The following is a 12,955-nucleotide window of genomic DNA, read 5'->3' on the forward strand; positions in this document are numbered from 1 at the left end:
GATAAGTTAACATAATTCTTAATAATCACCTTTCCGAGCAGAGAAGCTAGGCGATTGCGCGAAAAATACCGGAGGATAGACCTTAGTGAATAAAAGATGGAGAAATGCAGGGCTGTACGCGCTGCTGTTTATTGTCGTAATTGCGCTGGGAACAGCATTTTTTGACAAACAACCCCAAAGCAGAGAGACATGGCGATACAGTCGCTTTATTCAAGAAGTTCAGCAAGGCAGAGTAGAAAAAGTCAGTTTGAGTGCAGACCGCTCTACAGCACTGGTTACACCCAAATATGACCCAGCGAAACGGATTGTTACCTTAGTCAACGATCCAGACCTGATTAATACTCTGACTTCTAAAGGCGTTGATATTTCTGTTTTGCCCCAAACCGACGAAGGATTTTGGTTTAAGGCACTGAGCAGCTTATTTTTCCCTGTATTGCTTTTGGTTGGCTTATTCTTCTTGTTACGTCGCGCTCAAAGTGGCCCAGGTAGCCAAGCGATGAACTTTGGCAAATCCAAAGCCAGAGTGCAAATGGAACCACAAACTCAGGTGACATTTGGCGATGTCGCTGGTATTGACCAAGCCAAGTTGGAATTAAACGAAGTTGTAGACTTCCTGAAAAACGCCGATCGCTTTACCGCCGTTGGTGCAAAAATTCCTAAAGGTGTGCTGTTAGTTGGCCCTCCTGGTACAGGTAAAACCCTCCTAGCTCGTGCTGTAGCTGGTGAAGCAGGCGTACCCTTCTTCTCAATCTCCGGTTCAGAATTTGTGGAAATGTTCGTCGGTGTGGGTGCATCCCGCGTCCGCGATTTATTTGAACAAGCTAAGACCAACGCTCCTTGTATCGTCTTCATCGATGAAATTGACGCGGTAGGTCGTCAACGTGGTGCAGGTTTAGGTGGTGGTAACGATGAGCGGGAACAAACCCTCAACCAGTTGCTCACAGAAATGGATGGTTTTGAAGGTAACACTGGCATCATCATTATTGCCGCTACCAACCGTCCTGATGTACTAGATGCAGCTTTATTGCGTCCTGGTCGCTTTGACCGTCAAGTTGTGGTAGACCGTCCCGACTACGCCGGACGCAGCGAAATTCTCAAGGTACACGCTCGTGGCAAAACCTTGGCGAAAGATGTGGACTTGGATAAAATCGCCCGTCGTACCCCTGGATTCACTGGCGCTGATTTATCCAACCTGTTGAATGAAGCCGCAATTTTGGCAGCACGCCGGAATTTGACTGAAATTTCAATGGATGAAATCAATGACGCGATCGATCGCGTATTAGCTGGGCCAGAGAAGAAAGACCGGGTAATGAGCGAAAAGCGCAAAACCTTGGTAGCTTATCACGAAGCTGGTCACGCTTTAGTTGGTGCTTTGATGCCCGACTATGACCCAGTACAAAAGATTAGCATCATCCCTCGCGGTCGCGCAGGTGGTTTAACTTGGTTTACCCCCAGTGAAGACCGGATGGACACTGGTTTATACAGCCGCGCTTATTTAGAAAATCAGATGGCTGTAGCTTTGGGTGGTCGGATTGCTGAAGAATTAATCTTTGGTGAAGAAGAAGTTACCACTGGTGCTTCCAACGACTTACAACAAGTAGCCCGTGTTGCTCGTCAAATGATTACCCGATTTGGGATGAGCGATCGCTTAGGCCCTGTTGCCCTTGGTCGTCAACAAGGTAACATGTTCCTCGGACGCGATATCATGTCAGAGCGTGATTTTTCTGAAGAAACCGCAGCTGCTATTGATGAAGAAGTCCGTAAACTTGTAGATGTAGCCTATACACGCGCTAAAGAAGTATTGGTGCGTAACCGCCACATTCTAGATGAGATAGCGCAAATGCTGGTTGATAAAGAAACAGTAGACGCTGAAGAGTTGCAAGAAATTCTATCGAACAACGATGTAACAACCGCAGCGTTTGCCTAATTTAATGAGGAGTTAGGAGTTAAGAACAATTCGTAACTTTTAAAAATTGGGGTAATTCTGGGATTTTCCAGAGTTACCCCAATTCTTTTATTTCTTGGCAAAAGCCCAGCCATGAAGACCGGGCTTTTACGTAATGGGGTTATATTCCCCGGAGGTTCGTTATAGAGTTTCAGTATAAATCGCTAATCTGATGATAAAGACTACCACGTGAGCATAATCAGTTCCGGAAAATTAGAAAAATTTTTTTAGATACACCAAAATCAAATTACTAACGTCGGCAGAACTTGCCCAAATGCTGGCACAGAGGTTGTGCGAACTTGGTATATATGCTGATTCTCTCCCGTAAGAACTCGAAATCAGGGTAACTCGGAGATTTTACGAATTACCTTGATTGCGATCGATGCAAAATAATTTATGCATTCTGTCGCGCACCCCTCATGGCATCAAATAGATAACTTTCTAAATCTCGATCGGACTAGCGCCAAAAGTGACTGGATACTAATCAGTTGGTTAACTTACACTCTGGATGTCGGTTTCAAAAATAGCCACGCTACAAAGAATGTAGCCGCCGTAAATAGTTGCGTCAAATCCAAAGCAGATAGATAGCCATCTGCAAATGAAGCAATACTGCGATCGGTAATGCCAAATACCCAGGATGACAGGCCAAATAGCCAAATCCCATTCTTGAGATTTCCGACGAATTCTTTAGAGTCCGATCGTTTTTGATCTTTCATAATCTTCTGTTCCGTTGGTGAACAATCTGGTGATTGATGCTTAATACCTGCCATTAGGAATTTTTTCGGATTCCTGACGCTGAATTTACATTTACTATCTATTAACAATATTAATAAATATTTCACCTACTTGACATCCCTACCTCAAGGTACATCTCCTAATGATGACATTCCTCTTTTGGTTGTGTTACCTCCGATAGACGGCAATACATTGAGTTCTCAGCTTTACAGCGTCAGGTTTGAATACTGAAATCACATGATTTTTAAATAACTATATAAATATTTATTTATGCTTTGTATAAAATACTCCATAGGATAGATGCGTTCCCAGAATATCTTCACACTTCAATGTGTACAGGACTTACGCAAGAACTCTCTGAAACTCTTATTCCTTTGTGTCCTTCTCTGACGAGACGCTGCGCGTAGCTTGCTTCTCCGTAGGAGTATGCGTCCTTTGTGGTTCGTTTGATCATAGATTTAGATTTCTGCGTAAGTCCTAGTGTAGAGACTTTGTAGGGGCGCACAGCTAGCTATGCGCCCCTACAAGGAAATAAAATACTTATTTTGGAGTAGGTTAATCCCTTCACTCTACTCAGTACTCTTCATCTCACCAACTGCGCGGCGGAATTAAAAAATTGACGACACAACCCCTTTGTGACTAAAACTGTTGTCAACAAGTTAGCAAAAGCAACCATAAACATAATTAAAATTTCGTAGGAGACAGCATCTAGAGGTTTGACACCAGCTAATAACTGTCCGGTGGTAATTCCTGGTATTGCGACCATACCTATGAGTATCATTTGATTGAGAGTAGGAATCAATCCGGCTTTGATGGCGTCTTTGCGATACTGGCTAACAGCTTGCTCTGGAGTTGCACCTAAGCTTAAATGGGTTTCTATTTCGAGATGGCTGGAATTAATGGTGCTGACAAGGCGATCGCCTGCGATCGCAGCTGCATTAGTAGCATTACCTAAGACTATCCCTGCGAGGGGAATTATATACTGTGGTTCGTACCATCTCTCTGGTTGAACGATCAAGAAGTTGATGTAAAACACTGTCACGGCGGTACTAATTAAAATTGCACCCCACACCAAAGGCAACACATGAGGAATTTTTTGGCTGATGCGATTTCGTGCGACAATCGCCGTAATTGTCAGCATTATTGCTAATAGCGCCAAAACAGCCCAAGCATTGTCTAAAGCCAAGATGAAATCTAAAATGTATCCCAATACAAGAAGTTGTAAGATGGTTCTCCCAGTAGCAAGGGCTAAGTTCAACTCTAATCCTAATTTTTCCCAGGCAGATAAACCAATGGCGATCGCCATCAATCCCACACCAATAGCTAAATCCACAAAATCCAGCTCGATCAGATCCTGCATGGGTTCTCTATCTCCTGGTATTTTATTCTCAAAGCAGCACACACTCCTGGAACTTTGACCAGATGTGTTGGATCTTGGTTGATATATATCACTTTCATCAATTCAAAATGGTACGACCTTAACATGGCAAACACCTAGTATGCCTACTATCTGTAAATTAAATGTGCAGTGGTTTCCCGCACCACAATTTAAGTAAAAACCCTAATAGATGCGTATCTTGGGCGATAGTCTTTTAGTAGCTCCTCTTTGATTCACAATTCAATCAGCAAAAATTGACTGTCGAAGTGCATCCTTTGTATCTCCCGATAAAATGAGAACTCATGATCCAAAGTGTAAATCCCATCCCTGTCTTTGATATCAAGCAGCAATACACCACCATTGAAGCAGAAGTAAGTGCAGCCGTCTTAGAGGTTTTAGCTTCTGGCCGCTATATTGGCGGCCCCTTAGTCGAAGGCTTTGAACAACAATTTGCCGCTTATAATACTGTTACTGAATGTGTGGCTTGTAATTCTGGTACTGATGCGCTCTACTTAGCGTTACGAGTCTTGGACATTGGTGCAGGCGATGAAGTGATTACAACGCCTTTCACCTTTATTGCGACATCGGAAGTAATTAGCGCCGTCGGTGCAAAGCCTGTTTTCGTTGATATTGACGCGACTACGTTTAATTTGGATGTGGAGCAAGTCGCAGCGGCGATTACACCTAAAACTAAAGCGATTATCCCGGTTCACCTCTTTGGACAACCTGTGGATATGACATCATTAATGGCGATCGCTCAGGCTCACAATTTGTCAATAATTGAAGATTGCGCTCAGTCTACAGGCGCGATTTGGGCTGATGAAAAAGTAGGAAGTATTGGACATATTGGTTGCTTTAGTTTCTACCCTACCAAAAATCTTGGTGGTTGCGGCGATGGCGGAGCAATAACGACTAACGATCCAGCGATCGCCACTAAACTGCGAATACTACGAGATCATGGTAGTAAAGTTCGATATTTACATGAAGAAATCGGTGTAAATAGCCGCTTAGATGCTCTCCAAGCTGCTATTTTGCAGATTAAGTTACGTTATTTAGATATTTGGAACGATCGCCGCCGAGATATTGCCAACTATTACTACCAGTACCTTAGCCAAGTTCCGGGGATTGTCCCGCCCCAAGAATTACCTGGGGGTATTGGGGTATGGAATCAATACACTATTCGCATATCCGGCGAAGGACGCAATGGTTCTAGCGCCAAATACCGAGATTGGGTGCGTAGTCAATTGCAAGAACAGGGTGTGAGTTCAATGATTTACTACCCCCACCCTTTACATTTGCAGCCAGTTTATCAAAGTCTGGGCTATGAAATTGGGGACTTACCAATAGCAGAGCAAGCTTGCCATGAGGTTATATCCTTACCTATGTTCCCAGAACTGACACAACAGCAGCAAGATCAGGTGATTTATGCGTTGAAGGATTGTTTGGGGTGAGGGGAGATGAAGGAAGGGAGCAGGGGGGCAGGGGAGCAGAGGGGCAGAGGGGCAGAGGAAAATAATTAATAACCAATGCCCAATGCCCAATTCTTACTCCTTACTCCTTTACTTCTGAGTCAGCACTCTTGCAGTCGCTAAGGCTTCTACTAAGCCGCGTACTGCGGCAATCATTGCGACTTCGCTATTGAGTTGGTTGATGGCAGAACCAACACCAACGCCAGCAGCACCAGCAGCGATCGCTAATGGTGCGGTAACGTTAGAAATGCCTGAAGCACACAATACTGGCACTGAAACTACACGGGAAATCTCAAAAGCTGCTGCCAAGGTGGGAGCAGCTTTTTCAATTAATCCTAGAGTTCCGGGGTGAACTGGGTTACTGCTAGTACCGCCTTCGGTTTGGATAATGTCTGCTCCAGCTTTCACCAATTCTTCTGCTAGCTGTACCTGTTGATCTAGTTCCAAAATGTGAGGAACGGTGACAGATAGAGTAATTTCCGGGAAGAGAGCGCGAGTTTGCTTAGTCAGCGCTAGCACTTCTAGAGCTTCAAAGCGGCGTCCTTGAGCATAGAAGGAATCGAAATTCCCGATTTCAATTAAATCAGCACCAGCTGCCACTGCTTGCACAAATTTCTCTGGCTCTACTGCTGACACACAAATAGGTAAATTTGTCAAACTTTTAGCTAGCTGGACTAAAGCTGGATCGGCGGCAATATCGACAAAAGTAGCACCGCCAAATTCAGCAGCTTTGACAGTAGCAGCGACACTAGCGGCGTCGAAGTTATTCAAACCGCTAATCACTTTGAGAACGCGGCGGTTAGTAAATGCACGTTGGAGTGTGGAATGCATCGTCATAGTTTGGTTTTTGAAGCTACGAAAATTAGGTATATTCTACCGTCCCTCAGTTGATCGGGGACTAAATCACTATGGTAGTTGCCAAATATTGATAGTTTTTTGATAATTTTATCCTTACCGCCACTAATAAAAGTTTTGCTATTTGTACTGAAAGCGATCGCATCTACTTCTAATTCCATCCATCTACGTCTGTAGGATTTTTTACCACTATCCTAGTCAAACTCTAGAGGCCATAAATCTGCGATTGGTACTTCCCATCCTGGGAGCAGTTGGGGAACTGTTAAAATATCGCCATCACGAAGTATTATTGCCTCTTGTCCAAAATTGTAAACTTCAACAATCCGCTCATCTGGATTGAGCAAAATTCCTACCTTAGTTCCCAAACTCAGAAATTCTTGAATTTTGGCTCTCAGATCCTCTAAATTATCGCTAGGGGACTTCACTTCTACAGTCAAATCGGGAGCTAATTGAGCAAAAGACTTCGGACTGCGACGCAAACGTTCGGCTAAAACAAATGAAGCCTCCGGTGCGCGCAAATCGGAATTGGGCAACCTGAAACCGGCGCTAGAAGCTGCTGTTCGTCCAAGTTTGCGCGGTTTAACCCAGTTACGTAACTCGGCAATCATTGCCGCTGCGACTTCCGCTGATTCGTATCCTGATGGACTCGAAACAATAATATTACCCTTGACTAGTTCCATGCGATAGTCAGGATGCTGTTGCTGCATTTGTTCCAAGTCTTCAAGCGTTAGGGACATAAAACCTCTAGTTACACGCTTTGTATTTATATTATGGAGACAACAGACTTCTCAAGGTGCGATCGCCCCATAAATTCCCCTGACTGTTCGCGGTATGTGAAAAAGGCAGATTGGTTTTGCTAAGTGAATTTTCCTAATTATTTTCCGCGTTTACGATCAAACTTTATTTCCTACGACTATGACTTCAGATACCAAAACCATTTTTGCTATTTTGACTAATGAAGGGTCTACCATCGACTGGAACCAACTGCTTACCGAAATCCTGACCGCTTTCGACTGCTCTACAGGTAGCATCCATACCCTAGATAAAGACAGCCAGTTATTGCACCTCAAGGCTTACCAGGGCATTCCAGAATTGCTTTTGCCTAAAATGACGATAATTCCCATTGGTAAAGGAATGGCTGGTGTCGCCGCCGAACGCAAGCGACCCGTACAGATTTGCAATCTGCAAACCGACCAATCAGGAGTGGCTAGACCCTCAGCCAAAGAAACGAAGGTAGAAGGTTCTATCGCAGTACCGCTGATGCTGAATAGTCGATTGCATGGTACTTTGGGCATTGCCAAGCCAGTTCCCTACGAATTTACTGCCGAAGAGGAAGAGACACTGATGGAGATTGGAGAGGCTATTAGCCGGAAAACCGTCAGTTAAAATCAAATACTATTACTATTTTTCAAAATGCTCCATTGCTGTTTGTACTTTCTCAACTTGCCTGGGTGCTTGCATTTCATTAAAGAGTGCGATACCGTGGACAAAACTTTCCCTACTCTTAGCAATTTCACCCATTTTTTTATGAGTCAATGCCAACTGATAATAAGCTTCAGCTAAGTCTGATTTTGCACCGATTTTATCAAGAATTTCTATTGCTTCTGAATGATGAAAAATTGCTCTGTTAAATTCTCCTTGTTCTCGAAAAAGTTCAGCTAGAGAACTTATAGCTTTAGCTTTGATTTGGGTAAAATTGTTTTCTTCAGCATGAAATATAGCTCGTTGGCACAACTCACAGGATTTTTTAATATTACCTAAATTCTTATAAGTTAAGCAGAGACTTACTAAACTATGCCCGATTCCCCATAAAGTTACTCTAGTTGATGATGACATAGCCGAAAATGCCTGTTCAGCAAGATGAAAAGCATCTTCTTTATTACCAGAGGATGATTTTATCAAAGCCAAACAGCATTGAGAGTATGCCATGTAATCATCAAGATTGCTATTTTGTTCAGCAAGGCTACAAACAGCATTAAAACAATCTTCGGCTGCTTCTATTTCCCATAATTCCAGCTTGCAAAGTCCTGTATTGAACAAAATAGAGATTTTCGTTAGCTTTTCATCTAACTCTTCTAATATTTCTCCTGATTTTTCATAGCACTCTATAGCTTCTCTAACGCAACCGATAATTCGATATGTATACCCAAGGATAATATAAAGTTTAATCAGTCTTTTTTGAGATTTGACATCATCTATTATCCGCTTAATTACAGAAAAATTTTTCTGGAGCAGCCCCAGTTGGTAAAAGCAAGAACCCAAAGGCAGTCCTGTACCCCACTTGTTACCTCTTCCTTGTAAAATTACATCACCGGCTTGCTCAAAATCACTAATTTCTACATAATGATAGTAAGCTTCTAAAGCGGTCAAAGCATCTGTAATATTTTTAACTACTTCAACCTTTTGCGTCCAAAATTCTGCGGCTTTTCGGTTGACTAATTCCCATTCTTCACTGACTAACCTTAACCTGCTAATCGCTTCGTCACGAATTACCGGATGCAGCCAATATTGTCCTTTTTTTGCTTCTATTAAAGACAAATCTTGCAGAGCTTTAATTACTCCTCTACGTTTTTGTTCCGGTACATCCCAAAGTAAACATAAAACTCCTTCAATAGGTACTGAAGTAATATCTTGATAACGATAGCATCCTAAGCGACACAAGATGCGATAGGCTTCTAAGTCATTTTCTTGGAGACGAGTAAATTGACTGGCAACTAAATCTTTTAACTCTCTTTCTATTAATAAATATGTACAGTTTTCCTGCCAATAGGCGTGTATGTCACCAGAAAAATCTGTCAATATTGCTCCTCGGAGAATTTGCATTGCTTTGGCATTACCTCCATAAGCACTGCACATTTCACTGAGAATAGTAGAATCACAATTGATGTGGCGACGGCTAAAAAACTGTCGCCATGCTTCATCATCTAAACCTTCGAGTGGATAGAGATGAACTTCTACGCTAGACTCTCGTAAACGCTCACGACTTGTTACTAAAGTAACTGAATGTACATCCGAATCTGCTAATACTCTTAATAGCTCCACATAAGGGCGACGATATTCTAGAAACTTGCCATTTTTATCGAGAGCAGTTTCTAGATTATCGATAAACACCCCAATTTTAGAAGTTTGCTCTCGGAGTTTGCGCCGTAGTCGTTCTAAGCTGATACCAAAGTCACATCCTGGTTCTTCGTTAAAGTATCGCCGTAGCCATTCCTCAACTACACTTTCCACTGGCGTGAGGTTTTGAATTTCTGTGGCCATCCACAGTTCCAGGACAAAATTAAACTTTTGAGTTTTAAAATATTTGCGTGCTAAGGTTGTTTTACCAACACCACCTTCACCCTGGATGAGGATAACTTTTGCTCCTCGACTGACAAGGGTGTGGAGTTCGGCTATTTGGCGATCGCGCCCTACAAAGTTAGAATCTAAATCTTGGGGTTTAGTGCCATTGCCTTCTAAATTGGGAATATGGCTGATTTTTAGCGATTGTTGAGTTGTTCTAAATCCCTGAACCACCCCTTGGAAGGTAGATTTGGAGACTTTCACTCCCAGCACTTTTGATAGTAAATGCCAAAGTTCTGCGCCAACTGATTTTAAATGCGCTTCTGTATAACGAAGGCTGTTGGCAATATCCTGGTAAGTCCGCCTTTCATCCTCCCACAAATGACGCAAGATAATCCTTTGAGTTTTATCTAAGTGTTCTCCCGTCTTGAGAAAAACCAAGTTATCTACAAACTCTAAGGCCTCTTCTACACCCATTTGCTAACTTGATGTATCATTTGTAATTTATTATAACGATATTTTTACTACTTCTTCCTACTCGCCATACTACAAAATACTTTTTCCTACTCGGTAGGGAATTTACTTTATCCGACTGCAAAGCCTTTGGGGTTGTATTACTCTTGTAAGTAATACAGGCAAAGTTAAGTTAAGCGCTAATAAAAGGTGGTTGAGGAGAGATTTAGAGAGCGCTACTACTGCAAGCTTAGTAAATCACAGCTGTTATTATGCCATATTAATTACTCATGAAAGTGGTGTCTACTAAACAGGCAGTGGGTATTAACTAACTAGATTCTGTAGAGCGTATTTACAACTAAGTATGTAAGTCTTTACTTTACAGGAGGTTCAATGATGTTAGACAAAGATTGTCATCATGATTGCAATCAAAATCAGTGCCCTTTTGCCCAAGATACGCGTAATCCCAATAGATATGTCTGCCTCAAATGTGGTGTTGAGCGAGAAATAAATAAGTATTCCTCTGGGTTTGGCTCGTTTTTGCTCCTGTTGTTGAGCTTGTTTATTTCATTTCAACTATTAGTTAATTATGAAAAACAAAACAATCTACAAAGGCAGCAACAATCTTTGAATAATTCAACTAACAAGGCAATTATCCAATCATAAAACTAATACTGTTGATTCCCCACAGCCTATTTTTTAAGGAGGAGTGGGGGAATCAAAAAGAATATTTTTGCCCAAAATTTAGCTACTTTCGTGAGTAAAACTATGGACGCAAATCAGGATACGCTTTTATTTCGCTTTGCCTCGAAATCCTTAAAATATTTTTTGTTGGTGCTATTCGGCATTGCGATCGCTTACGTTTTATCCAGTGGTTTAGGTATCTTACAAATCATACCCATACTGCTGTACATTTTACAACAGTTTTTGCTTCCACTGGGAATTATCCTGTTGTGTTTGATGACAATAGCAGTCATTTTTGAATCCCTGCGTTAAAAATTGGGGGAGTTAGGAGTTAGGAGTTAGGAGTAAAGAATTGCCTCTCTTGTCTCCCCCATCTCCCTCACTTCCCCCTGACATCTAAAAACTTCAGCTGGTTGTATAAACAGCTAATCTGCACTAAATCCACACCTTTTACTTGGGCTTTCCGTAATGGGTTGCCGAAAATTGCTTCTATCTCCAAGGGACGATGTTCGTCGTAGTCAATTTTCATGCTGGGGCGGTAAGGTGTCATTTTGACGGTATAATCGAGCATTGTTTGAATGAAGCGATCGCTAATAATCCGCCCATAACTTTTCGCCCCCATAGCTACTTCAGACATCAACTGTTTAACTAACTTGCTAGTGTACTCATACGCCATTAATTCATCTGTTCTAGCGTTGAGAATCACAGAAAGCCCATTGTAGGGGATATTCCACACCAACTTTTTCCAACGTGCTAGTAGTAAATCTTCGGCTAATTCAATTGAGATACCAGCACTTTTAAAGTCATCAGCAATTTGCTGCATCCTCTCAGTTATCCCACTAGGCTGATAGTTAGGGGTATATTCACTGAAGTTAATTTGCCCATAGTCTAGATGGTGTATATGCCCTGGCCCCACTTTGTTAGAACACAAAAAGCACAATCCACCAAGAACCGTTACATTACCAACAATTTCAGCGACTTCCTCTTATACACCAAGTCCATTCTGTAATGCTCCAGTTCCCAGAATGGCATACGTGCGATCGGACATTTCTTTATATAACGGAATTTTCCTAGAAACATCATAAGGTGATGTCTGACAGGATTACGCGTCTAGGGATAGTTTATTCAACGCCTGATTTTAAATTTATTTTGTTTAATAAAACTTAAAAGAGGTTTATTATCCTTTAAAATCTTTTGCAGAGATTTAGGTAAGATATATGGCTGATATTGTTGATATTGCAGTTACGGCTGAGTCGTTTAAAACACTTGTGGCGGCTGTACAAGCTGCTGGTTTAGTAGAAACATTAAAAAGTCCTGGCCCGTTCACTGTCTTTGCACCAAATGACGATGCTTTTGCCAAGTTACCAGCGGGAACTATCCAAACCCTGTTACAAAATATTCCCCAGTTGACGCGGATTCTAAAGTATCATGTCGTTCCAGGAAAGCTGCTACAGGCTGATTTAGCACAACTCGGTACGGTTAATTCTGTGGAAGGTTCACCCATTAAAATTCATTCTTCCGATGGTTTTGAAGTTAAAAATGCCACAGTCTTAGCAGCAGATATCGAAGCTGATAATGGTGTGGTACACGTTATCGATACGGTAATTTTACCGGGTTAATTCAGCTAGGGTGGGTGTTTTCCACCCTACTTATCTAAAATCTTTATAATTAACTAACTATTGGTAGTATCAAAAGGCAACTCAATAGTTTAAATTATGTTATATTTGCAATGTGATTACTCACTCATACCTTAATATATATTTCGTTATTTTAAATACAATAAACTAAATTCTTGAAAAGCTAACATCTATCCCAATAAATTAATGCTCGATTTTAACACCCTAGCTGAGTTCTCTCGTGGCAACTGCATAAGTATTTGTGCATTTCTCGTACCAGCGAACTTACTTGTCACAATTTTAACGATGAGCCTAGTGGCGTTACGCCGCCCCTCGCATCAAGTGTGGCAATCTGCTGGAATTGCCAGCTTTTTCGCTTCTGTAATGATATTGCACGTATATACTTGGTTCCAGATTGGCGTGGTGATGGCTCCTACTTATATATTGCTGTGGCTAGCAATCACCTGTTTGGTGACTAATGTGGCAGCAATTCTTTTTCAAAGACGCTACAGTAACAGTCCTAGTCTTTTCAACTGAA

The 12,955-nt window shown here is 41.9% G+C and carries 13 protein-coding genes and 1 pseudogene; 7 read left to right on the forward strand and 7 right to left on the reverse strand.

Annotated features, from left to right (window positions below):
• The first annotated feature begins 85 nt into the window (after positions 1-85).
• Positions 86-1,927, forward strand: a complete 1,842-nt coding sequence (gene ftsH3, locus V7K84_RS03195; RefSeq protein ID WP_292741628.1) for an ATP-dependent zinc metalloprotease FtsH3 — start codon at positions 86-88, stop codon at positions 1,925-1,927.
• 515 nt (positions 1,928-2,442) lie between these two features.
• On the opposite strand, the gene V7K84_RS03200 is transcribed toward ftsH3, so the two are convergent.
• Positions 2,443-2,661 carry a hypothetical protein gene (locus V7K84_RS03200; RefSeq protein ID WP_094350008.1) on the reverse strand — a complete coding sequence of 73 codons (219 nt, stop codon included), beginning with the start codon at positions 2,659-2,661 and terminating at the stop codon, positions 2,443-2,445.
• 602 nt (positions 2,662-3,263) lie between these two features.
• Complete coding sequence (locus tag V7K84_RS03205; RefSeq protein WP_334716535.1) at positions 3,264-4,040, reverse strand: ABC transporter permease; 777 nt, start codon at positions 4,038-4,040, stop codon at positions 3,264-3,266.
• A gap of 320 nt (positions 4,041-4,360) precedes the next feature.
• Here V7K84_RS03205 and V7K84_RS03210 point away from each other — a divergent pair, with 320 nt between their 5' ends.
• Entirely contained in the window at positions 4,361-5,509 is a 1,149-nt protein-coding gene (locus V7K84_RS03210; protein WP_334836323.1) for a DegT/DnrJ/EryC1/StrS family aminotransferase, read from the forward strand.
• Positions 5,510-5,617: 108 nt separating this feature from the next.
• Here the strand turns inward: V7K84_RS03210 and V7K84_RS03215 are convergent, their stop codons facing one another.
• From V7K84_RS03215 to V7K84_RS03225, 3 genes are read right to left on the reverse strand one after another with little or no spacing between them, the layout of a single operon-like run.
• Complete coding sequence (locus tag V7K84_RS03215; protein WP_334836325.1) at positions 5,618-6,364, reverse strand: DUF561 domain-containing protein; 747 nt, start codon at positions 6,362-6,364, stop codon at positions 5,618-5,620.
• Positions 6,361-6,543, reverse strand: a complete 183-nt coding sequence (locus V7K84_RS03220; RefSeq protein WP_334836326.1) for a hypothetical protein — start codon at positions 6,541-6,543, stop codon at positions 6,361-6,363. Before V7K84_RS03220 ends, V7K84_RS03215 begins: the two co-directional genes overlap by 4 nt.
• A 33-nt stretch (positions 6,544-6,576) precedes the next feature.
• Positions 6,577-7,119, reverse strand: a complete 543-nt coding sequence (locus V7K84_RS03225) for a Uma2 family endonuclease (protein ID WP_334836328.1) — start codon at positions 7,117-7,119, stop codon at positions 6,577-6,579.
• A gap of 178 nt (positions 7,120-7,297) precedes the next feature.
• On the opposite strand from V7K84_RS03225, the gene V7K84_RS03230 reads away from it, so the two are divergent.
• On the forward strand, positions 7,298-7,768 hold the full coding sequence (locus tag V7K84_RS03230) for a GAF domain-containing protein (protein WP_334836330.1): 471 nt from the start codon (positions 7,298-7,300) through the stop codon (positions 7,766-7,768).
• 15 nt (positions 7,769-7,783) lie between these two features.
• Here the strand turns inward: V7K84_RS03230 and V7K84_RS03235 are convergent, their stop codons facing one another.
• Complete coding sequence (locus V7K84_RS03235; protein ID WP_334836332.1) at positions 7,784-10,141, reverse strand: AAA family ATPase; 2,358 nt, start codon at positions 10,139-10,141, stop codon at positions 7,784-7,786.
• A gap of 369 nt (positions 10,142-10,510) precedes the next feature.
• Between V7K84_RS03235 and V7K84_RS03240 the strand changes: the two genes are divergently transcribed.
• Together V7K84_RS03240 and V7K84_RS03245 are read left to right on the forward strand one after the other, a co-directional pair.
• Positions 10,511-10,783 (forward strand): hypothetical protein, encoded by a 273-nt coding sequence (locus tag V7K84_RS03240; protein WP_334836334.1) that lies wholly within the window; start codon positions 10,511-10,513, stop codon positions 10,781-10,783.
• A 102-nt stretch (positions 10,784-10,885) separates the two neighbouring features.
• The gene (locus V7K84_RS03245) at positions 10,886-11,113 is read left to right on the forward strand and encodes a hypothetical protein (protein WP_334836336.1); all 228 of its coding nucleotides are present in this window, start codon (positions 10,886-10,888) and stop codon (positions 11,111-11,113) included.
• Positions 11,114-11,180: 67 nt separating this feature from the next.
• Here V7K84_RS03245 and V7K84_RS03250 read toward each other — a convergent pair.
• Positions 11,181-11,810 (reverse strand): annotated as a pseudogene (locus V7K84_RS03250) (2-dehydropantoate 2-reductase); the annotation flags it as partial.
• A gap of 208 nt (positions 11,811-12,018) precedes the next feature.
• Here V7K84_RS03250 and V7K84_RS03255 point away from each other — a divergent pair.
• Together V7K84_RS03255 and V7K84_RS03260 are read left to right on the forward strand one after the other, a co-directional pair.
• Entirely contained in the window at positions 12,019-12,420 is a 402-nt protein-coding gene (locus tag V7K84_RS03255; protein ID WP_094349711.1) for a fasciclin domain-containing protein, read from the forward strand.
• A gap of 204 nt (positions 12,421-12,624) precedes the next feature.
• The gene (locus V7K84_RS03260) at positions 12,625-12,954 is read left to right on the forward strand and encodes a hypothetical protein (RefSeq protein ID WP_334836339.1); all 330 of its coding nucleotides are present in this window, start codon (positions 12,625-12,627) and stop codon (positions 12,952-12,954) included.
• The last annotated feature ends 1 nt before the right edge of the window (position 12,955 follow it).

Source organism: Nostoc sp. (genome assembly GCF_036917315.1).
GTDB lineage: Bacteria > Cyanobacteriota > Cyanobacteriia > Cyanobacteriales > Nostocaceae > Nostoc.